18 protein-coding genes are annotated in these 20,409 nt (G+C 66.4%); 7 read left to right on the plus strand and 11 right to left on the minus strand.

The features are described from left to right. Positions 1-90 precede the first annotated feature (90 nt). Positions 91-2,232 carry a putative glycosyltransferase family protein gene (locus AC5P8D_RS13395; protein WP_235652190.1) on the plus strand — a complete coding sequence of 714 codons (2,142 nt, stop codon included), beginning with the start codon at positions 91-93 and terminating at the stop codon, positions 2,230-2,232. Between the two features lie 5 nt (positions 2,233-2,237). Here AC5P8D_RS13395 and AC5P8D_RS13400 read toward each other — a convergent pair whose 3' ends face one another. Beyond that, on the minus strand, positions 2,238-2,621 hold the full coding sequence (locus AC5P8D_RS13400) for a GtrA family protein (RefSeq protein ID WP_100447176.1): 384 nt from the start codon (positions 2,619-2,621) through the stop codon (positions 2,238-2,240). An 83-nt stretch (positions 2,622-2,704) separates the two neighbouring features. Here AC5P8D_RS13400 and glmU point away from each other — a divergent pair, with 83 nt between their 5' ends. Together glmU and AC5P8D_RS13410 are read left to right on the plus strand one after the other, a co-directional pair. Then, positions 2,705-4,072 carry a bifunctional UDP-N-acetylglucosamine diphosphorylase/glucosamine-1-phosphate N-acetyltransferase GlmU gene (gene glmU / locus AC5P8D_RS13405; protein ID WP_010481330.1) on the plus strand — a complete coding sequence of 456 codons (1,368 nt, stop codon included), beginning with the start codon at positions 2,705-2,707 and terminating at the stop codon, positions 4,070-4,072. Next, positions 4,041-4,574, plus strand: a complete 534-nt coding sequence (locus AC5P8D_RS13410) for a GNAT family N-acetyltransferase (protein WP_043401085.1) — start codon at positions 4,041-4,043, stop codon at positions 4,572-4,574. Before glmU ends, AC5P8D_RS13410 begins: the two co-directional genes overlap by 32 nt. Positions 4,575-4,621: 47 nt before the next feature. Here AC5P8D_RS13410 and AC5P8D_RS13415 read toward each other — a convergent pair whose 3' ends face one another. From AC5P8D_RS13415 to AC5P8D_RS13445, 7 genes are all read right to left on the minus strand, one after another. Beyond that, entirely contained in the window at positions 4,622-5,974 is a 1,353-nt protein-coding gene (locus tag AC5P8D_RS13415) for a sensor histidine kinase (protein ID WP_010481333.1), read from the minus strand. Continuing rightward, positions 5,971-7,317 (minus strand): sigma-54-dependent transcriptional regulator, encoded by a 1,347-nt coding sequence (locus AC5P8D_RS13420; RefSeq protein WP_010481334.1) that lies wholly within the window; start codon positions 7,315-7,317, stop codon positions 5,971-5,973. Before AC5P8D_RS13420 ends, AC5P8D_RS13415 begins: the two co-directional genes overlap by 4 nt. 123 nt (positions 7,318-7,440) lie before the next feature. After that, on the minus strand, positions 7,441-7,818 hold the full coding sequence (locus AC5P8D_RS13425) for a PDZ domain-containing protein (protein WP_019338856.1): 378 nt from the start codon (positions 7,816-7,818) through the stop codon (positions 7,441-7,443). A gap of 16 nt (positions 7,819-7,834) precedes the next feature. Beyond that, positions 7,835-9,052, minus strand: a complete 1,218-nt coding sequence (locus tag AC5P8D_RS13430) for an ABC transporter permease (RefSeq protein ID WP_010481336.1) — start codon at positions 9,050-9,052, stop codon at positions 7,835-7,837. A 20-nt stretch (positions 9,053-9,072) separates the two neighbouring features. Continuing rightward, on the minus strand, positions 9,073-10,371 hold the full coding sequence (locus AC5P8D_RS13435; RefSeq protein ID WP_049411040.1) for an ABC transporter permease: 1,299 nt from the start codon (positions 10,369-10,371) through the stop codon (positions 9,073-9,075). Between the two features lie 10 nt (positions 10,372-10,381). Further along, entirely contained in the window at positions 10,382-11,107 is a 726-nt protein-coding gene (locus AC5P8D_RS13440) for an ABC transporter ATP-binding protein (RefSeq protein WP_014038558.1), read from the minus strand. Between the two features lie 35 nt (positions 11,108-11,142). Continuing rightward, complete coding sequence (locus AC5P8D_RS13445) at positions 11,143-12,420, minus strand: efflux RND transporter periplasmic adaptor subunit (RefSeq protein WP_019338855.1); 1,278 nt, start codon at positions 12,418-12,420, stop codon at positions 11,143-11,145. 203 nt (positions 12,421-12,623) lie between these two features. On the opposite strand from AC5P8D_RS13445, the gene glmS reads away from it, so the two are divergent. Beyond that, a complete protein-coding gene (glmS, locus tag AC5P8D_RS13450; protein WP_010481343.1) occupies positions 12,624-14,462 on the plus strand; it encodes a glutamine--fructose-6-phosphate transaminase (isomerizing) in 1,839 nt (612 codons plus the stop codon). 445 nt (positions 14,463-14,907) lie between these two features. Next, complete coding sequence (locus AC5P8D_RS13455; protein WP_049452861.1) at positions 14,908-15,339, plus strand: CBS domain-containing protein; 432 nt, start codon at positions 14,908-14,910, stop codon at positions 15,337-15,339. Positions 15,340-15,406: 67 nt separating this feature from the next. On the opposite strand, the gene AC5P8D_RS13460 is transcribed toward AC5P8D_RS13455, so the two are convergent. Further along, complete coding sequence (locus AC5P8D_RS13460; protein ID WP_032961230.1) at positions 15,407-15,835, minus strand: VOC family protein; 429 nt, start codon at positions 15,833-15,835, stop codon at positions 15,407-15,409. Positions 15,836-15,959: 124 nt separating this feature from the next. Further along, a complete protein-coding gene (gene gloA, locus AC5P8D_RS13465; RefSeq protein ID WP_329841156.1) occupies positions 15,960-16,478 on the minus strand; it encodes a lactoylglutathione lyase in 519 nt (172 codons plus the stop codon). Between the two features lie 122 nt (positions 16,479-16,600). Between gloA and AC5P8D_RS13470 the strand changes: the two genes are divergently transcribed. Continuing rightward, a complete protein-coding gene (locus tag AC5P8D_RS13470; RefSeq protein WP_010481349.1) occupies positions 16,601-17,713 on the plus strand; it encodes a PLP-dependent cysteine synthase family protein in 1,113 nt (370 codons plus the stop codon). A 48-nt stretch (positions 17,714-17,761) separates the two neighbouring features. On the opposite strand, the gene AC5P8D_RS13475 is transcribed toward AC5P8D_RS13470, so the two are convergent. Then, a complete protein-coding gene (locus tag AC5P8D_RS13475; RefSeq protein ID WP_010481352.1) occupies positions 17,762-18,166 on the minus strand; it encodes a hypothetical protein in 405 nt (134 codons plus the stop codon). A gap of 170 nt (positions 18,167-18,336) precedes the next feature. On the opposite strand from AC5P8D_RS13475, the gene AC5P8D_RS13480 reads away from it, so the two are divergent. Beyond that, entirely contained in the window at positions 18,337-20,367 is a 2,031-nt protein-coding gene (locus tag AC5P8D_RS13480) for a M3 family metallopeptidase (protein WP_313207890.1), read from the plus strand. Positions 20,368-20,409: the final 42 nt, after the last annotated feature.

Consider the following 20,409-nt stretch of genomic DNA (forward strand, 5'->3'; position numbering starts at 1 on the left):
GGCATGCACGGAATGCAGTACGCATCGACCACGAGCATCGGCGCCACGGATGCAGCCCGCACCCGATGGGCTCGGCCTGAAACGCTGTGGGTGGCAAGCTGGCTGCTGCTGTGCCTGCCGTGGCTGATCGGTACCAAGGTCATTCCGTACGACGCCGTGCAGCAGTTCTTCCCGGCGGTCAGTTTCAGTGCCGAGCAGCTTCGGAACCTGCAGGCCCCTTGGTGGAATCCCTACCTGTTCGGTGGCTATCCGCAGATCGCCGATCCGCAGATGATGACGCTGCAACCGACCATGGTCCTGCCGATGCTGCTGGCGCCCGCGTCGTTGCATCTGTTCACCGCGGTGGTGCTGCTGCATGTGCTGGCGGGTGGCTTCGGCGCCCTGCGCCTGGCGCGTTCATTCGGTCTTTCTGCACCCGCACAGTGGTTCTTTGCGATGGTGCTGATGTTCGGTGCGGTGGCAGCCTCCCGCCTGCAGCACACGCCGATGATCGTCAGCTACAGCCTGCTTCCCTGGATCTGGCTGGGCCTGTCGAATGTTCGGAACCAGGGCCGCGCGCGTGACGTGCTGCTGGCGGGACTTGCAGGAGGCCTGTGTGCGCTGCAGCTGACCCAGGTGACCTATTTCATCATCCTTGCGTGTGCCGTGTACGCCGTAGGTGCAGTGCTTTGGGCAACGGGCAAGCGACTCCGCCTCGCATTGCAGCTGTCCGCGGTCGCCCTGATCGCCGCAGCAGTGAGCGCCCCCCAGTGGCTTTCCACGTTGGCCTGGCTGGGGGACACCAATCGAGATGGCATGAACCTGGAGACGGCGCTGGCCGGTGCGATGCACTGGCAGGGACTGGTGACAGTGCTCTCGGGGAATGTGTTCTCACAGGTGCGTGGGACCAGCTGGTCCTTCGGCGACATCAGCACCGACTACCTCTATTTCGGCGCGGTGCCTCTTGCGCTCTGGCTGGCCTGGGGTGGCAGCGTTGTGCACCGGCAGCGACGCGCCACCTGTTTGGCACTGACCGTACTGCTGTTGACGACGCTGGTCGCCCTGGGTGACGTCACGCCGCTGTTCGCGTGGCTCTTCAGCGGGTTGCCCGGTCTTGATCTGTTCCGACGGCCCTCCGATGCGCTGTTCCTTGCGGTACCGGCGGCGGCCTGGCTGGGGGCACAGGCGTTGCAGGTCGCGCTGGAAAAGCGCGCACTGCGCCCGCATCGGGTGTCGTTTGGGGTGGTCGTTGTCCTCGTGTCCGTTGCCTCCTGGCTGGCCGTGAGCCACGGGCATCTGGACGCCTTCGCGTGGTTGGCGGCCAGTGCCGGCATCGGCATTGCCGCAGTGCAGCTGCTGCGCCGGCACCCGGCTCCGATGCGGTGGCTGATCGCACTGGTCGTGTTCGACATGCTGCTGTTCAACGTAGGAGCACGCTTCAATACATCGGGTGCCCGTCCGCCGGTAATGACGGCCGAGCGCAATGGCGCCACGCAGCGCGCGTATGCGTTGCTCGCTGCCGAGCGGAGCGCAGGCCTGCCCGAGCGCGCCATCGTTTTCGGCATCGGTGTGCTGACCAATGGCGCGGCCGTGCACGCGATTCCACTGGCCAATGGCTACAACCCGCTGCTGTCCAGTGACTACCAGCAGATGGTCGGCATGCCGACAGAGCCCGTGGCTGCCTTCCAACAGAAGGCAACGACCCCTTGGGCGCCAGACATGGATGCCCCCGTGTACGACCTGCTGGGGGTCCGCTGGCTGCTGTCACCGGAGCCGTTTGCAGGGTCCGATGACCAAGGCAGCGACGTGCAGCTGGCGCTACGTGGCAGTGTGCTGCCGCGTACGCTCAACCCGCAACGGGTGCAACGGCACCTTGAACGCCTGCCACCGGCCGCTGAGTTCAACCAGACGGACTTCAGCCAGGTGGTCTGGCTGCCCAGCGGGCAGCAGACGGACTGCCCTGATCGTGAGGCAGGCCAGCTGAAGGTGCTCTCGCAGGCCTATCAGCCCGGATGGATTGCCCTTGACGTGAACGCCGAGCATCCGGCGTGGCTGGTGATCAATGAGGTGACCGCCCAGGGTTGGCAGGCCCGCCTGGATGGCGGAGCGTCGTTGCCGCTGATGCGTGCCAATGGGCTTTTCCACGCGGTGTGCGTGCCCGCGGGGCGGCATCGCGTGGAACTTGGATACAGTCCCCTGCAGCTATGGCGGGATGGGTTGCGGAAGCGATTCGCGAAGGGTGGAGCAGGCTGAAGGTCTCAGCGGAAGACCACATGGCGCAGGAGCAGGAAGGAGATCAAAGCGATCCCACCTTCGATCAGCGGCTTTGCCAGCCAGGCCCAATCCAATCCAAGGTGGCGGCTGGTCAAAGCGACCAGCACCGTGCTGGCCGCGGTAAGGGCGGCCCAGATCCCCAGGAAACGTGAAAATCGACGCCAGCCATGGCGCGCGTCACCTGCGTTGGCAAAGGTGTAACGGCCGTTGAGCCAGAAGCCCAGCAGCATCCCGGCCAGTCGACCGGCAATGTTGGCTGGCACCACGGGTAGGCCCAGCGCGGTCGCGGCGACGAACATCAGCCAGTCGAGCAGCAGCTGCACGAGCCCGATGACGAGATAGGTGCTTCCCTGGCGAACGAGGCCCATCAGCGTGGTGAAGGAGGTGGGATGCACATGTTAACGGCCCACGCTCTAGAATCACCGGCAACGAACTACGGACTGCTGCTCCCATGACCCAAGCCCTGCACGTCATCATCCTCGCCGCTGGCGCGGGCAAGCGCATGAAGTCGGTGCTGCCGAAGGTGCTGCAGCCGATCGCTGGGCAGCCGATGCTGGCGCATGTGATCGATGCCGCCCGCGAGCTGCAGCCGGCCGCGATCCACGTGGTCTACGGCCATGGTGGTGAAGCGGTGCGCCAGCACTTTGCCGACCAGCCCGATCTACAATGGGCCGAGCAGGCACAGCAACTCGGTACCGGGCACGCCGTCGCGCAGGCGATGCCGCAGGTGCCCGACGCCGCGCAGGTGCTGGTGCTGTACGGCGACGTGCCGCTGATCCGCGCGCAGACCCTGCGCGACCTGCTGGCACAGCCGGGTCGACTGGCGGTGCTGGTCGCCGATGTCGATGACCCGACCGGTTACGGCCGCGTGCTGCGCGATGCCGAAGGCAAGGTCGGCTCGATTGTCGAACAGAAGGACGCCACCGACGACCAGCTGCGTGTGCGCACGATCAACACCGGCATCATTGCCGCCGAGTCGACCGCGCTGCGGCGCTGGCTGTCGCAGCTGTCCAACAGCAACGCGCAGGGCGAGTACTACCTGACCGACGTGTTCGCCTTTGCCGCGCACGAGTACACCCCGGCCGAGATGGCGCTGGTGGCCGACGCGCAGGAAGCCGAAGGGGCAAATGATCCCTGGCAGCTTTCGCAGCTGGAGCGTGCCTGGCAGCGCCGTGCGGTTCGGGCCCTGTGCGCGCAGGGCGCGCGCGTGCGTGACCCGGCACGCCTGGATATCCGTGGCACCGTCACCGTGGGCAGCGACGTGCTGATCGATGTCGACGTCGTTCTGGAAGGCAATATCGTGCTCGGCGACGGCGTCACCGTGGGCCCGTTCAACCGGCTGAAGGACGTCAATCTTGGCCCGGGCACCGAAGTGCGCGCGCATTGTGACCTGGAAGGCGTGGTCACCGAAGGTGCTGCATTGGTGGGGCCGTTCGCACGGCTGCGCCCGGGTACAGTGCTCGCCGATGGCGTGCATGTCGGCAACTTCGTCGAGACCAAGAAGGTCACCCTCGGTGTTGGCAGCAAGGCCAATCACCTGACCTACCTGGGCGACGCGGTGATCGGCAGCAAGGTGAACATCGGTGCCGGCACCATCACCTGCAACTACGACGGCGTGAACAAGTCGACCACCACCATCGGCGACAACGCCTTCATCGGTTCCAACAGCGCATTGGTGGCACCGGTGCTGATCGGTGAGGGCGCCACCATCGCTGCCGGTTCGGTCATCACCCGCAACGCCCCGGATGGCAAGCTGACACTGGCACGTGCACGACAGGAAACCATCGATGGCTGGAAGCGCCCGCTCAAGAAGTCCTGAGCCACGCATCCCGCACGCCGACGAACTCGGCATGCTGCCGGCAATTGAGCAACGTGCCGGTGAACTGCTGAAGGGGCACCAGGCCTACCCGGTATTTGCCGGGCATGGCCTGGACCTGCCGACGCTGCAGGATGGCCTTCAACGTGGCCAGTTGTGGGTGGTGGATGCGGCTGACGGTGGCATCGCGGGCTACCTGCTGGCCGGTGAGCTGTGCGGTGACTTCCATGTGCTGCAGATGGACGTGGACCCCGCGCACGCGCGCCGCGGTCATGGTCGCGTGTTGTTGCGCCATGCGTTGGCACAGGCCAGGGCTGGCGGCTACGGGGCAGCGGTGCTGACCACGTTGTCCGACGTGCCATGGAATGCGGCCTTCTATGCCAGTGAAGGGTTCGAGGTAGTGCCCGAGGCGCAGTGGAACGATGGCCTGCGTGCGGTGATGGCCGAAGAAGCCGCGCTTGGGTTCCCGATGCACCTGCGGGTGGCGATGCGGCAGGCCTGGTAGGTGCCGACCTTGGTCGGCACGTCCACGCATGGCGTGGATCTGCCCGCTCAGCCCACCGGCAACAGAATCGACACGCACAGCCCGCCATCGCCGCGGTTCTGCAACGACACCCGACCACCGTGGGCCTCCACGATCTCGCGGGTCAGGGCCAGCCCCAGCCCGGTGCCATTGCGCTTGGTCGAATAGAACGGCATCAGTGCGTTCTGCAGCACCTGCTCGTTCATGCCCTTGCCACGATCCAGCACGTCCAGCCGCAGCCACTGCGGCAGCCGCGTCAGCTGCACCTGTACGTCATCGTTTGGGGGCTCTGCTTCGGCGCAGGCTTCGTGCGCGTTCTTCAACAGGTTCAGCAGCGCCTGCCCGAACTGCGCGATGTCGATGCGGCTGCTCAGTTCTTCGTCCGGCTCGCGCTCCATGGTAAACGGGATCTGCTGGCGCAAGCTGGACAGGAAGGGGGCCCAGTGCACGGTCTGCAGTTGCGGCTGCGGCAACTTGGCAAAGCGTGCGTAGCCACGGATGAAGCCTTCCAGGTGACGCGCCCGGTCCTCGATGGTGGTGAAGATCTCGGGCAGCCGGTCAAAGCGCTCACGCTGCACCAGCACGCCGCCGGAATGGGCGAGCGAAGCGATCGGCGCCAGCGAGTTGTTCAGTTCGTGGCTGATCACCCGGATTACCTTCTTCCAGGTCTGCACTTCCTGGCGGCGCAGTTCGGCGGTCAGCAGCCGCACCAGCAACAGGTCGTGCGGGCGGCCGTTGAGCTGGAACGCGCGGCGCGAGAGGTGGTAGACCTGCTCGTCATCCTCGTCGCCGTCCTCGCCCTCGGCATGCACCGCGAACAGGCTGTCACCGCCACGGGCGATGGCATCGCGCAGTTCCACCGGCACCTGTTCCAGCACGTCCTCCAGGCGCTGGCCTTCCAGCTTCCAGCCGCCATGCAGCAGCTTGCGTGCCGCCAGATTGGAGAACACCACCCGGGCGATGCCATCACCGCCCGAGGCGATCAGCAGCATCGCCACCGGCGTGTTCTGCACCATTGTGTCCAGCAGCAGTTCACGCTGCACCAGGCCCTGCCGCTGCTCACGCAGTACATCGCCCAGTTCGCGGTGGGCCTGCACCAGGTCGCCCAGCTCGTCGTTCCCCGGCCAGTGCACGCCGAAGTTGTACTCGCCGTCGCGATAGCTGCTGGTGGTACCCGCCAGGGCCCGCATCAGAGATCGCACCGGGGCGGTCGCCCGGCGCAGGGTCCACCACATCAATGACAGCAGGATCAACGCCGACACCGTGGTCACCACCCAGCCATGGTCCATCCAGTAGGCCAGCAGCCACGGCAGTGCCGCCGCCAGTGCCAATACCGGCAGCAGGCGCAGGAACAGGCGGAAAGTGAACGAGCGGCGTTTCATTCGCGGGGAATACCGTGGCGGTCCATGCGCCGGTACAGCGCCTGGCGGCTCAGGCCGAGTTCTGCGGCGGCCTGGGCGATGACGCCATGGTTGCGCGCCAGCACATCTTCGATGCGTGCACGGTCGGGATCATTGCCCGCACTGGGGGCCGGGCGCGGTGTGGCGGCTGCGCGCGGCAGGTTGAGATCGGCCACTTCGATGCGGTTGCCGGTGGCCAGCAGCTCGGCGCGCTGGATCACGTTGCGCAGCTCGCGCACGTTGCCCGGCCAGGGGTGCCGCTGCAAGGCCGCGGTGGCCGCAGTGGACAACGGCTTGCCAGCGGTCAGGAAGCGCTCGGCCAGCGGCACGATGTCGCCCGGTCGTTCGGCCAGCGGCGGCAGCACCAGTTCTACCGTGTTGAGGCGGTAATAGAGGTCTTCGCGGAAGGTACCGTCGCGGATCATCGCCGGCAGGTCGGCATTGGTCGCGCTGACCACGCGGACCTTGACCTGGCGCTCGCGGTTGGAGCCCAGGCGCTCGAAGCGGCCGGTTTCCAGCACGCGCAGCAGCTTCATCTGCCCGCCCAGTGACAGGTTGCCGATCTCATCCAGGAACAGGGTGCCGCCATCGGCGGCCTCGAACTTGCCTTCGCGGGCCTTGTTGGCGCCGGTATACGCACCGGCTTCGGCACCGAACAGTTCGGCTTCGATCAGTTCCGAGGGCAGCGCGCCGCAGTTGACTGCCACGAACGGCCCTTTGGCCACCAGGGAATTGGCCTGGATGATCTGCGCGATCTTTTCCTTGCCGGCACCGTTCGCGCCGGTGATCAATACCGGCAGTTCCGAGCGTGCGACCTGGCAGGCCAGCGCGATCACGCGCTCGCTGGCGGGGTCGGCGAAGACCGCGCCGCACAGGTCGTACTTCTCTTCCAGTGCGTTGCGCTGGTGCAGTTCACGGCTGCGGCGCCGGTCCAGTTCGCGGCGCGCCTCGGACAGTTCCAGCAGGTTGTTGACCGTGGTCATCAGCTTGCGGTCGTCCCAGGGCTTGGCCAGGTAGTCGGCGGCGCCGGCCTTGACCAGGTCCACGGCGCTGCTCAGATGGGTCCACGCCGTGAGCAGGATCACCGGCAGGTCCGGATGGCGCGCGCGGATCTGCGCGAACAGGGCCTCGCCTTCCTCGCCGGAGGTGGTGTCCTCGCTGAAGTTCATGTCCTGGATGACCAGGTCGACCGGCTGAGATTCGAGCAGCGCCAGCCCGTCGGCGGGCGTCTGCGCCTGCAGGGTGTCGATGTCGTGCAGGGAGAACAGTACGTCCAGCGCGGTACCCACGCTGGCGTTGTCGTCGATGATCAGGATCGCAGGCATCAAACGGTTCTGCAGAAAGGGATGGGCGGCGCCGTTGGAGCCGTTCGTGTCCACGCACCGGGAGAGCCCGGCGCCACCCATCAAGCATAGCCAAACCCGTGGCTGTGCAGGAGCGGCCCCTGCTCAGCGCCGGGGAGGCGCCGGGGGCGCTGGCGGCGCAGGTGGCGGCGGCACTTCCAGTGCCTGGCGCCAGGCTGCGGCGTCGACCGCCACCGTCAGTTCGCGTCTGTCGCGGCGCAGCAACAGATAGGCGGTGGCGGCGTGGGAATGGCGCAGTGCCTCGGCCAGATGTTCGACCCGGCGCACCGCCGTGTCGTCCACGCGGAGGATGCGATCACCGCTGCGCACGCCGAAGCGTGCTTCCGGGCTGGCAGCCTCCACGCGTACCTGGCCCTCGGTCGAGCGCAGTGACAGCCGCGCGGCATCCTGGCGCCATTCCAGTGTCTGCGCGTTGCCACCGCCGGCCAGCGCCGGCAGCGGCAGGAGCAGCATCAGGCACATCGCGCAGGCACGCATCTCAGGCGCCCCGCGTGGCGACCGCAGGCGGTACCGCCGCCGCACGCCGTGCCGGACCGAACACCGCGATCTGGCCCAGCACCCACAGCAGCAGCGCACCCAGCGGCAGGTAGTACAGCGGCATGCGCGGCAGCTCGTACAGGTTCATCAGCGCCAGGTTGATCGCGTAGGCCGCCAGCATGCCCAGCACGATGCCCAGCGAGGCCAGCAGGAAGTTCTCGGTCTGGAAGTAGCGCAGGATCTGCCCGCGGGTCGCGCCCAGCGCACGGCGGATGCCGATCTGCTTGCTGCGCTGCTGCACCCAGAAGCTGGCCAGGCCGATGATGCCCAGCGCAGTGACCACCAGCAGCGAGATGCTGACGGTGATCAGCAGGCCGACCATCGCGCGGTCGTTCTTGAAGAAGTCCTTGCGCTGGTCTTCATAGGTCAGCTTGTCGCGCATCAGCCGGTTGGGATCGTTGCGTTCCAGCGCGGCGGCACCGGCATCGAGGACCTCCTGGCGGCGCTCTGGCGAAGTGCGCAGCACATAGGTGCCACCTTCATCGAAGGTGCGCCGCATGGGCAGCAGCATCGAGTTGGTCCAGTTGTCATTCCAGCCATTGGGCGTGCTGAGCGTGTCGACGATGCCGACCACATGCAGCGGCTGCTTGCCCATGTAGTAGGTCTTGCCCAGCGCACTGCCGTTGGGTTCCATCTTGGCGGCGGTGGCCTGGGTGAAGATCACCGGAATCGCCTTTTCCTTGGCGCCGCCCTTGCTGGCGTCTTCGAAGTTCTGGTATTCGTCGGGCAGGAAATCGCGGCCTGCGATCAGGTTGATGCCCATCGTGGCCAGCCCGTTCTCGGACAGGGTGTACATCGAGGCGTTGGTGGTCGGCCGTTCCTGGTCGACCTCGCGCGAGATGCTGCTGCTGGAGGAGCCGTTGCGGAAGGGAACCTGGTTGATGATGGTGACGTTGCTGACGCCAGGAATCGCGCGCAGCGATGCCAGGTCCTCGCGGGTGCGGGCCATGGCGTCGGTCTGCTTGCCGATGCCACTGACGCGCAGCATCACCAGTTCGCTCTCGGCGATGCCGCTGGGCATGCTGATCTTCTCCACGCGCTGGCTGACCAGGAACAGCGCGTTGCAGACGATGGCGCAGGTCAGTGCGACTTCCAGCACGATCAGGGCAGCGGCAGTCTTGTGCCGGCGCAGCGTGCTGAGGATGGGGCGGATGTCCATGGGAGTCCTCGTTCGGGTGCTTACTGCGACTTGAGCTGGATGGCCGGAGTGACCTGCATGGCGCGCCAGGCGGGCAGGAAACCGGCAGCAAGGCTGGCGAGCAGGGTCAGGCCCAGTGCGAGCAGCAGCATGTTGCCGTCCAGGTGGGCCAGCTTGGCGTATTCCACCGGTTGCTGGCGCACCGCGAACAGGCCGAGCAGCGCCAGGCCGATACCCAGCACGCCACCGACCACGCCGACCGCACCTGCTTCCACCAGGCATTGCAGGAAGATCTGGCCGCGGCTGGCACCGAGCGCGCGGCGTACGCCGATCTCACCGCTGCGACGCAGGAACTTGGCCAGCAGCAGGCCCACCGTGTTGACCAGGCAGACACCCAGGAAGCCCAACGCCAGCCACAGCTGCAGGCGCACGTCGCTGGGCACCGCGCCGTTGAAGTCAAGCCATTCCATCACGGTGCGCAGGCGCACGTTCGGCGGATGCTTGAAGCGGCCGGCCTCGCGCTGCTGGGTCGAGTAGTTCTCCAGGTAACGACGGTAGTCGCCAGCCTTGGCCGGGTCCATCTCCACCCAGTACTGCAGCCACGCGCACGGTGCGTTGAGCGAATAGCTGTTGCCGTCGGGATTCTCGCCGAAGCAGTTCATGTTGCCGTTGCTGCCCAGCTTCAGGTCGAAGGAGGTGGAGATCGGCAGCAGCAGGTCTTCGTTCTTGCCGTAGCTGCCGGTGGTCAGGTCGTAGAAGTGCGGTTCCGGGCTCCATTCCTTCATCACGCCGACGATGCGGTAACTCTGGCCTTCCATGCGCAGGTCGCGGCCCACGCTGTTGGCGCCCTGGTACAGCTTGTCATTGAGCGCCTTGGAGATGACCACCACGCGCGCACGGCCTTCATCGTCCTCGCGCGTCCAGGGGCGGCCGTACTGCATGGGCACCTCGAACATCGGGAAGAAGTCGGCCGAGGTCCAGCGGGTGTCGATGCTGAAGGGCTTGAGGGTGCTGTTGTCCGGTTCGATGGTGCCGCCGCCGCCGCTCATCAGCGCCTGGCGCTCGCCCTTGGCTTCGCGCAGCAGGGCTTCACCGTCGAAGCGGGTCAGCTGGGTTTCCGGCTCCTCGCCGGCGACGTAGGCGCCGGTCGCGGCGTCGAGCTGGACGTAGAACAGGCGGTCGCTCTTGCCGGGAATCGGGTCACCGGACAGCACGTGGAACACGGTCAGGGTGGTCATCGAGGCGCCGATGCCGAGCGCGATGGCAACCACCATCAGCGCGGTCAGGACCTTGTTGCGGCGGAAGCTGCGCACCGCCAGTCGGGCGTAGTAGGCGAACATGATAGGGCCCTCACTCGTTGACGGCGACGATGTGGCGCGGCGGCGTGGCCAGCACCGGCTCGCGCACCAGGTCGGTGACCTGGCCATCAACGATGTGCACGTTGCGCTGCGCGCGCGCGGCCAGTTCCGGATCGTGGGTGACCATCACGATGGTGGTGCCGGCAGCGTTGATCTCCTCCAGCAGCTCCATCACGCCGCGGGCCATCTGCGTGTCCAGGTTGCCGGTCGGTTCGTCGGCCAGCAGCAGGCGCGGGCTGCCTGCCAGGGCACGTGCGATCGCCGCGCGCTGCTGCTGGCCGCCGGACAGCTCGTTCGGGTAGTGCTTCATGCGCGAGCCGAGGCCGACCTGGGTCAGCGCCTTCTCGATGCGTTCGCGGCGCTCGTTGGCGCTCATCTTGCGATAGCGCAGCGGCACGTCGACGTTGTCGAACAGGTTCAGGTCGGGGATCAGGTTGAAGCCCTGGAAGATGAAGCCGATCTTCTGGTTGCGTAGGCGGCTGCGGGCGTCGTCGCCCAGCGTGCTCACGTCCTGGCCGTCCAGCATGTAGGTGCCACTGGTGAAGGTTTCCAGCAGGCCGGCGATGTTGAGGAAGGTGGTCTTGCCGGAGCCTGACGGGCCGGTGACCGCGACGAACTCACCTTCCTTGACCTGCAGTTCCAGTGAGCGCAGTGCGTGGGTTTCCACCTGTTCGGTGCGGAAGACCTTGGCGACCGAACGCATTTCGAGCATGTACATGGGGTGTCCTCTCTCCAGGATTCAGGGTTCAGGTATCAGTTGACGGAGACGCGTTCGGCGTCCTTGAACAGGTCGCTGCCGGAGACCACGATGCGGTCGCCCGGCTGCACACCCGACTTGATTTCCACTTCGCCCAGGCTGCTGACGCCCAGTTCGACCGGACGGCGCACGGCGGTGCGGCCATCCATCACGTAGGCCACGCCGTTGCCCTGTTCGACGAACGGACCGCGCTCGACCTTCAGCACGTTCTTGCGGGTATCGAGCAGCACGCGCACCGACATCCGCTGGCTCTGGCGCAGGCCTTCCGGCTGCGCGCTGGCGAAGCGCACGCGGGCATTGACCTCGCCATTGACCACTTCCGGCGACACCGCGCTGATCTCACCCGGGAACGGCTGGCCATTGCCGCCGGTCAGCTGTGCCGGCATGCCGATCGCCAGGTCGCGGGCGAAGCTTTCCGGCACCTTGATCTCGACCTCGAACTTGGACAGATCGACCACGCCCAGCACCGGCGCATTGGCGGCCAGGTTGGTGGACTGGACGGCCTGCACCTGGCCGACCTGGCCATCGAACGGGGCGCGCAGGGTCAGTGCATCGACCTGGCGCTGCACCTCGGCCACCACGGCCTTCTGGCGGTCGGCCAGCAGGCGCTTGTTGCGGGCATCCAGGTCGGCGCCCTGGCTCTGCAGGCGTGCGTCGGTGGTGGCGTTGGCCAGGGTGATGTCGGCCTTCTTCAGCGAGTCCTTGGCTTTGGCCAGATCGATCTGCGGTACTGCACCGCCGTCGTAACCGCGCTGGTAGCGCTGCAGGTCGCGGTCGGCGGCCTGCCGCTCGATGGTGGCCTGGTCGGTTTCCTTGCGCGACTTGGCGCGGGCCAGGGTGGCGTCCAGCGCGGCGCGGCTGGCCTCGGCTTCCAGGCCGGCCAGGGTGGCCTGTTCCTGGGCCAGCTTGCTGCGCAGTTCCGGGCTGTCGATGATGGCCAGCTCCTGGCCCTTCTTCACCACATCGCCGGCGACCACCTTCAGGTCCACGGTACCGGCCGAGATGGCGTACAGGATCGGGCTGTTGGCGGCGATCACGCGGCCGTCGGCGGCGATGTCGCGGACCAGGTCGCCGCGCTTCACTTCGGCGATGCGCACGCGGCTGCTGTCGAAGGAGCGGCTGGCGTTGGACCAGGCGTGCACGGCCCAGCCGATGCCGGCGAGCAGCACGATGGCGCCCAGTGCCGGCCAGCGGTAGCGCTGCCAGTTGGCGCGGGTGGTGCCGGCCGGGGCGGAGGAAACGATCTGGTCCTGTGCGGAAGTGTCGCGGATCATCGGGTGCGTGCCTGACGGTGGTAGCCAGTACCAAGCACGTAGCGTGCCAAGTTTATTTCCTTTCAGGTCAATGAGTTGGGCGGCGTGCTGAAGTGTCCGGGTGTCCGCGGACACCTTTCCGGACACTTTCATTAAGCGGACAGGAGGGGGAGCGCGGGCCCGCAGGCTAGAATGCGCCGATCGTCTTCAAGGAAACGCGTGACATGTGTGGAATCGTGGGTGCGATCGCTGATCGCGACGTAGTGCCGGTGCTGATCGAGGGTCTGAAGCGCCTTGAGTACCGTGGTTACGATTCCTCGGGTATCGCGGTGATCGACCAGGGTGAGCGCCGCGATGTGCGTCGTGTGCGTCGTACCGGTCGTGTGTCGGAAATGGCCACTGCGGCCGAGGCCGAGGGCTTCAACGCGGTGCTGGGCATCGGCCACACCCGCTGGGCCACCCATGGCGGTGTCACCGAGGCCAACGCGCATCCGCACATCAGCCACGGCGTGGCGCTGGTGCACAACGGCATCATCGAGAACCACGAAGAGCAGCGCGAGAAACTGCGCGCGCTGGGTTACACCTTCGAGTCGCAGACCGACACCGAAGTCATCGCGCACCTGATCCACCATCACCTGAAGGACGGCGACGACCTGCTGGTGGCGCTGCAGCACACGGTGAAGGAACTGACCGGCGCCTACGCGCTGGCCGTGGTCAGCCGTGCCGAGCCGGAGCGCTTCGTCTGTGCGCGCATGGGCTGCCCGCTGCTGGTCGGCCTGGGCGAGGGTGAGAACTTCGTCGCCTCCGACGTCTCGGCGGTGATCTCGGCCACGCGCAAGGTGATCTTCCTGGAGGAAGGCGACACCGCCGAAATCCGCCGTGACGGCGTGCGCATCTTCGATGAGCATGACCAGCCCATCGAGCGCGACGTGCATCTGTCCGATGTGTCGCTGGCTTCGCTGGAGCTGGGCCCGTACCGCCACTTCATGCAGAAGGAAATCCACGAGCAGCCGCGCGCGCTGGGCGACACCATCGAAGCGGCGATCGACGCCGGTGGTTTCCCGGCCGAGCTGTTCGGCAAGAACGCCGAAGCCGTGCTGTCGGGCATTGAAGGCGTGCAGATCATCGCCTGCGGTACCAGCTATTACTCCGGCCTGACCGCGCGCTACTGGATCGAGGCCATCGCCGGCCTGCCGTGCAGCGTGGAAATCGCCAGCGAGTACCGCTATCGCGCGGCCTATGCGAACCCCAAGCATCTGATCGTGACCATCTCGCAGTCCGGCGAAACGCTGGATACGATGGAAGCGCTGAAGTACGCCAAGTCGCTGGGCCATAAGCACACGCTGTCGATCTGCAACGTGCCGGAAAGCGCGATTCCGCGCGCCAGCGAACTGGTCTGCTACACCCGCGCCGGCGCCGAGATCGGCGTGGCCTCGACCAAGGCCTTCACCACCCAGCTGGCCGCGCTGTTCCAGCTGACCGTGGTGCTGGGCAAGCTGCATGGCCGCATCGACGCGGCGCAGGAAGCGGATTACCTGGAGCAGCTGCGCTTCCTGCCGGGCAGCGTGCAGCACGCGCTGAACATGGAACCGCAGATCGCTGCCTGGGCCGAGCGTTTCGCGCGCAAGAGCAGCGCGCTGTTCCTCGGCCGTGGCCTGCATTACCCGATCGCACTGGAAGGCGCGCTCAAACTCAAGGAGATCTCCTACATCCACGCCGAGGCCTACCCGGCCGGTGAACTGAAGCATGGCCCGCTGGCGCTGGTGGACGAGGATATGCCGGTGGTGGTGATCGCGCCCAACGACAGCCTGCTGGAGAAGGTGAAGTCGAACATGCAGGAAGTGCGTGCGCGTGGCGGCGAGCTGTTCGTGTTCGCCGACCAGGACAGCAACTTCAACGCGTCCGAAGGCGTGCACGTGATCCGTACGCCGCGTCATGCCGGCGTGCTCAGCCCGATCGTGCACACCATTCCGGTGCAGCTGCTGGCGTACCACACCGCGCTGGCACGTGGCACCGACGTGGACAAGCCGCGCAACCTCGCCAAGAGCGTGACGGTGGAGTAAAGCACTCCCGGCTCTGTTGGATGCTGTATGCGAAAGGGGCCTGTGTGGCCCCTTTCGTTTGCGTCGGTAGCCGTGGAAAGTGGGACAGCTGCCGCGCGCTTTGTCCGCCTTCGGCAGGGCGCACTCAATCTTTAACGCGTGGCACCGCCAGTATTCAGCGGCGGTTTCAGCCGCGGTGCCATTCTCTGGATCGTCAGTTGGTTCCCACGACGAACTGTCCCATCGATGCTGGTAGTGACCGATGGTCGCAGTCGTAGAATCACTTTGACCGAGGGCCGGGTTGCGCCGTTGAGCCCACCTCGTTCGCGTTGCAGCACGTCGTCTGCCGATCCATTCCAAGCGGCAGCCGGGTGCGCCAGACGTGCGCTGAAAGGTCTGTTCCCGGGGAGGGGGCGTATCGGAAGAGCACACTTTTTGACTTAGTGACCTGCACCAGGAAACAAGAATGAACGTCCGCGAACTCCTGCAATCCAAGAAAGAAGCTGTCATCACCATCGACGCCGAAGACACCATCGGTGCCGCCGCCCACAAGATGAGCGCGAACAAGATCGCTGCGCTGGTGGTGATGAAGGACGATGCCCCGGTCGGCATCATTTCCGAAAAGGACATCGTGCGCACCCTGGCCGACGACGGCCCGCAGGCGGGCCGCCGGGTGATTTCCAGCGTGCCGACCACCGGCCTGGAAGGTATCGCGCCGGAGGCCACCCTGAAGCAGGCCATGTCGTTGATGACGTACTCGCGGCGCCGTCATCTGATGGTCACCGAAGGTACCCGTCTGGTCGGCATCCTCAGCCTGGGCGACATCGTGAAGAACCTGCTGGGCGAGCTGGAACTGGAAAAGGCCGTGCTGCAGGACATCTACATGGCGGCGCACTGAGGGCTGGATCCTTGGACGCAGAGAAGCCGGGCATTGCCCGGCTTCTTCGTTCACGGCATCGGTGAAATCAGAAAGTGACCTTCACCGAGTCGGCGCTGTAGTTGGCTGGGCCGTGGTAGACCACTTCAATGTTGTTGCCATCGGGATCGAGCACGAACGCGCCGTAGTAGCCCGGATGGTAGGGGCGTTCGCCCGGTGCACCGTTGTCGGTGCCGCCGGCGGCGATGGCTGCAGTGTGGAAGGCATCAACGGTGGCGCTGTCGCGCGCTTGGAACGCCAGGTGGTGGCGGCCGGTCAGCTGGCCGGCGGCAGCCTCGCTGCTGGCGCTGGAAATGAACAGCTCATCGGCCCAGAAGTAATCATCGCCTTCGCCGGCGATTGGAATGCCGATCGTATCGAACACCGCCTGGTAGAAGCGGCGGCTGGCAGCCAGGTCACGTACCACCAGTTGCAGGTGGTCAATCAGACGGCCGCGGTGCAGTTCCATCGTTTCCATACGAACCTCGTAAAAAAGGGGACGGAGTCGGTAGCGCCGGGCCGTGCCCGGCGAGCGCGCAGCGCGGCCTGCTCAAGGCCGCCGGGCATGGCCCGGCGCTACCGGAATTGTGCCCCTTTCCGGGTCAGACGTTGGAGATGATCTCGACCCAGTAGCCGTCCGGGTCCTTGATGAAGGCCAGGTTCTTCATGCGGCCGTCGGTCAGGCGCTTCTGGAAGGTCACGCCCAGGTCCTCGAAGCGCTGGCAGGCGGCCTCGATGTCCGGCACCGACACGCAGATGTGGCCGAAGCCGCGCGGGTCGCTGTTGCCGTCGTGGTAGACCGGACCGTCCTGGGTCTCGGTGCCGTGGTTGTGGGTCAGCTCCAGCACGCCCGGCAGGCCGGCCATCCACAGGCGGCGCTGGGCATCGTCTTCCGGCACCACCGTACCGGCCGGTACGTAGGCCAGGAAGTACAGGCTGAACTGGGCGTCCGGGAAGTCGCGCTTGTCGATCAGCTGGTAGCCGAGCACGCGGGTGTAGAAGTCCAGCGAGGCGGTGATGTCCTTGACCCGCAGCATGGTGTGGTTGAACACGAAGCCGGTGGTTTCGGCCGGGGCCTGGGCGGCGACGCCGGGGACATCGCGCAGGGCGGGAATGGTCATGGGGGAGGTCCTTCAGACAGGGCCGTTGCAGGCCGGATGGGGTCATTCTACCGGCCGTCACCTGACGGCACCGCGACGTACAATGGGCGGATCGCACCGTTCCGTTCTGAGCATTGCCCGCCATGTCGCAGCGTGAATGGGTGGCCGCTGCCATCCGCAAGATCGAAGCCGATTTCAACCGTTCCGCCGATACCCACCTGATCCCGTTGGCGCTGCCCGGGTTCGAGGGCATCGACCTGTACCTGAAGGATGAATCGAGCCATCCCACCGGCAGCCTCAAGCACCGGCTGGCGCGCTCGCTGTTCCTGTATGCGCTGGCCAATGGCTGGCTGCGCGAAGGGCGACCGGTGATCGAGGCGTCCAGCGGCTCGACCGCTGTCTCCGAAGCCTATTTCGCGCGACTGCTCGGTTTGCCGTTCATTGCGGTGATCCCGGCCACGACCTCGCCGGAGAAGATCGCGGCGATCGAATTCCATGGCGGTCGCTGCCATCTGGTCGAGCGCGCCTGCGACCTCAACGGTGAGTCGGAAAAGCTGGCCCGTGAAACCGGCGGCCACTTCATGGACCAGTTCACCTATGCCGAGCGCGCCACCGACTGGCGGGCCAACAACAACATCGCCGAGTCCATCTTCAAGCAGATGGCGGAAGAGCCGAGCCCGGTTCCGGAATGGATCGTGTGCAGCCCCGGCACCGGCGGTACCGCAGCGACGCTGGGCCGCTATGTCAGCTACCGCCGGCATGACACCCGCATCCTCTGTGCAGACCCGGAAGTATCGGTGTTCTTCGACGGATACCAGTCCGCCGTGGCCGGTGAGCAGGACTGGCGTGGCCTGACCTGCAGCGGCGGTTCGCGCGTGGAAGGCATCGGCCGGCCGCGGGTGGAGCCTAGCTTCATCCCGACCAGTGTGGATGCGATGGTGAAGGTGCCCGACGCGCTGAGCTTGGCCGCGATGCGCCATGTCAGCCGCCAGCTCGGCCGCCGCGTCGGTGGCTCCACCGGCACCAACTTCATTGGTGTGCTGCAGGCCGCGCAGTGGATGCGCGAGGCGGGCCATCAGGGCAGCATCGTCAGCATTCTGTGCGACAGCGGCGAGCGTTACGCGCAGAGTTACTACGACCCGGCATGGTACGCGCGGCAGGGCATTGATGTTGAGGGCGCCGATGCACAGCTGGCCGCCGCAGTGGCCGGGCAGGGGTTGCCGGAACTGCCGTGGTGCAGCCTGGAGGCGCTGTAGGTCGGTTGACGTTGTCGCCGGGCCACGCCCGGCGATCACGAGGGCGTCTCAATACCCCGCCGCGGTGAACGCATCCAGCACCGCATCACGCAGCGCATCGGGCAAGGCCTCGATGTCCATCGCGCGATCATCCAGGTGCAGGCTCGGGTCCAGCATGCTGGCGCGGCCTTGGGCCAGCGCCTGCAGCCACAGCAGCACGCAGATCACGAACTCGCGCTCATGGCCCAGCCGCAGCTGGCTGGCGCCGCGTTCGATCACTTCGAACGGGTACCACTCCTGGGCATCGCTGAACGTGCCGCCCTGCTGCAGCACAGCCTGCAATTGCTGCAGGTGACGCGGGGCGTCGTCGTCGGCATCGCACAATGCGGCGATCCAGGTCAGTTCGGCCGGGCTGGCGGACAATGCCAGTGACCGGGCCGGTGAGGCGGATGCAACTGCAGCCAGACCTTCCATGTAGGGCCTCGTTCGGTGCGTACCGCTGCGGACTCCCCCGCAGCCAGAGCTTCGAACCGCGACCGTAAGGCCGACGTGAATACCGGGCCGCGCCCCCTTGTCAGCCCCGCCTGCCAGCGCCATATCTACTGGGCTGCCCGCCTGCCGGGCCCGTACCCTGGAGATCTGCCGTGACCGTTGCCAACCCCCTGCTCGATTTTTCCGGCCTGCCGCGCTTCGAGGCCATCCGTCCCGAGCACGTGGCGCCGGCGCTGGACGTGCTGCTGGCCGCGGCCGAAGCCGCCGTCAGCGCGGCCGAGCAGGTGCAGCCGGTCACCTGGCAGACCTTCGTTGCCCCGCTGGACGATGCCACCGAGCGGCTGTGGCGTGCCTGGGGCCTGGTCGGCCACCTGCAGGGCGTGGTCAACACCCCGGAACTGCGTGAGGCCTACAACAGCAACCTGCCACGGGTGACCCGCTTCGCCAGCGCGCTGGGCCAGAACCTGGCGTTGTACCGGCAGTACCAGACGCTGGCCGACAGCCCGGAAGCCGCAGGCTTTGACGAATCCCAGCGCAAGGTGCTGGACAACACCCTGCGTGATTTCCGCCTCGGTGGTGCCGAGCTGGCGCCGGAGGCGCAGCAGCGCTTCGCGGCGATCAAGGAGGAGCTGTCGGCACTGTCGGCGAAGTTCTCGCAGAACGTGCTGGACGCTACCGATGCGTGGTCGCTGATCATCGAGGACGAAGCGCGACTGAGGGGCCTGCCGGAAGATGTGAAGGCCGCCGCGCATGCCGCAGCACAGAAGGATGGCAAGGCCGGCTGGAAACTGACCCTGCAGATGCCGTGCTACCTGCCGGTGCAGACCTGGGGCGAGGACCGCGACCTGCGCGAGATCCTGTACCGCGCCAGTGCGCAGCGTGCGTCCGAGTTCGGCGACGACGCGCTGGACAACAGCGGCAACATCGACCGCATCCTGGCCCTGCGCGCGGAACTGGCCGCGCTGCTCGGCTTCGGTTCGTATGGTGATTATTCGGTGGCGACCAAGATGGCGCAGGACCCGGCCGAAGTGCTCGGTTTCCTGCGTGACCTGGCCTCGCGCGCCAAACCGTTCGCGGCCAAGGACCGTGCCGAGCTGGAGCAGTTCGCGCGCGAGCAACTGGGTATCGAGCAGCTGCAGGCCTGGGACCTGGCGTTCGCCGCCGATCGCCTGAAGCAGGCGCGTTACAGCTATTCCGAGCAGGAAGTGAAGCAGTATTTCACCGAACCGAAGGTGCTGGGCGGCCTGTTCTCGGTGATCGAGCAGCTGTACGGCCTGCGTGTGCAGGAGGACAGCGCGCCAGTGTGGCACGAGGATGTGCGCTTCTTCCGTCTGGTCGATGCGCAGGGTGCACTGGTTGGCCAGTTCTACCTGGACCTGTACGCGCGCGAAGGCAAGCGTGGTGGCGCGTGGATGGACGATTGCCGCAACCGCCGCGTGCGCGCGGACGGCAGTGTGCAGACGCCGCTGGTCTACCTGGTGTGCAACTTCGGTCGCGGTGCCAATGGCAAGCCGGCTACCTTCAGCCACAACGAAGTGACCACGCTGTTCCATGAGATGGGCCATGGCCTGCACCAGCTGCTGACCCGCATCGGCGAGCTGGGCGTGGCCGGCATCAACGGCGTGGAGTGGGACGCGGTCGAGCTGCCGAGCCAGTTCATGGAGAACTTCTGCTGGGAATGGGAGCACCTGCAGGCGATGACCGCGCATGTGGACAGTGGCGAGCCGCTGCCACGCGCGCTGTACGGACGCATGCTGGCTGCACGCAACTTCCATAGCGGCATGGCGACCGTGCGCCAGCTGGAGTTCGGCCTGTTCGACATGCTGCTGCACAGCCAGTTCGAACCGGCGCAGGACAGCGTGCTGGCGCTGCTTGATCGGGTGCGCGCGGAGGTGGCGGTGAATCATCCGCCGGCCTGGAACCGCTTCCCGCACCAGTTCAGCCACATCTTCGCGGGGGGCTATGCGGCCGGCTACTACAGCTACAAGTGGGCCGAGGTGCTGAGCGCCGATGCCTACGCCGCGTTCGAGGAAGCGCCGCAGGCGCTCGCGGAAACCGGTGCACGCTTCCGCGATGAGATCCTGTCGCGGGGTGGCAGTCGCCCGGCGGCGGAGAACTTCAAGGCCTTCCGCGGCCGCGCACCGCAGATCGACGCGCTGCTGCGCCATTCGGGCATGGCGTAAACCGCTCTGGTAGGTGCCAACCTTGGTTGGCACTTCCTGGCA

Source organism: Stenotrophomonas sp. YJH_SMC_101-4, from assembly GCF_059370395.1.

What these genes read in the sequence shown, in the direction of transcription:
- AC5P8D_RS13400 (WP_100447176.1), bottom strand. Translation starts at nt 2,621, where the DNA reads ATGGGCCTCGTTCGCCAGGGAAGCACCTATCTCGTCATCGGGCTCGTG.
- glmU (WP_010481330.1), top strand. Translation starts at nt 2,705, where the DNA reads ATGACCCAAGCCCTGCACGTCATCATCCTCGCCGCTGGCGCGGGCAAG.
- AC5P8D_RS13410 (WP_043401085.1), top strand. Translation starts at nt 4,041, where the DNA reads ATGGCTGGAAGCGCCCGCTCAAGAAGTCCTGAGCCACGCATCCCGCAC.
- AC5P8D_RS13415 (WP_010481333.1), bottom strand. Translation starts at nt 5,974, where the DNA reads ATGAAACGCCGCTCGTTCACTTTCCGCCTGTTCCTGCGCCTGCTGCCG.
- AC5P8D_RS13420 (WP_010481334.1), bottom strand. Translation starts at nt 7,317, where the DNA reads ATGCCTGCGATCCTGATCATCGACGACAACGCCAGCGTGGGTACCGCG.
- AC5P8D_RS13425 (WP_019338856.1), bottom strand. Translation starts at nt 7,818, where the DNA reads ATGTGCCTGATGCTGCTCCTGCCGCTGCCGGCGCTGGCCGGCGGTGGC.
- AC5P8D_RS13430 (WP_010481336.1), bottom strand. Translation starts at nt 9,052, where the DNA reads ATGGACATCCGCCCCATCCTCAGCACGCTGCGCCGGCACAAGACTGCC.
- AC5P8D_RS13435 (WP_049411040.1), bottom strand. Translation starts at nt 10,371, where the DNA reads ATGTTCGCCTACTACGCCCGACTGGCGGTGCGCAGCTTCCGCCGCAAC.
- AC5P8D_RS13440 (WP_014038558.1), bottom strand. Translation starts at nt 11,107, where the DNA reads ATGTACATGCTCGAAATGCGTTCGGTCGCCAAGGTCTTCCGCACCGAA.
- AC5P8D_RS13445 (WP_019338855.1), bottom strand. Translation starts at nt 12,420, where the DNA reads ATGATCCGCGACACTTCCGCACAGGACCAGATCGTTTCCTCCGCCCCG.
- glmS (WP_010481343.1), top strand. Translation starts at nt 12,624, where the DNA reads ATGTGTGGAATCGTGGGTGCGATCGCTGATCGCGACGTAGTGCCGGTG.
- AC5P8D_RS13455 (WP_049452861.1), top strand. Translation starts at nt 14,908, where the DNA reads ATGAACGTCCGCGAACTCCTGCAATCCAAGAAAGAAGCTGTCATCACC.
- AC5P8D_RS13460 (WP_032961230.1), bottom strand. Translation starts at nt 15,835, where the DNA reads ATGGAAACGATGGAACTGCACCGCGGCCGTCTGATTGACCACCTGCAA.
- gloA (WP_329841156.1), bottom strand. Translation starts at nt 16,478, where the DNA reads ATGACCATTCCCGCCCTGCGCGATGTCCCCGGCGTCGCCGCCCAGGCC.
- AC5P8D_RS13470 (WP_010481349.1), top strand. Translation starts at nt 16,601, where the DNA reads ATGTCGCAGCGTGAATGGGTGGCCGCTGCCATCCGCAAGATCGAAGCC.
- AC5P8D_RS13475 (WP_010481352.1), bottom strand. Translation starts at nt 18,166, where the DNA reads ATGGAAGGTCTGGCTGCAGTTGCATCCGCCTCACCGGCCCGGTCACTG.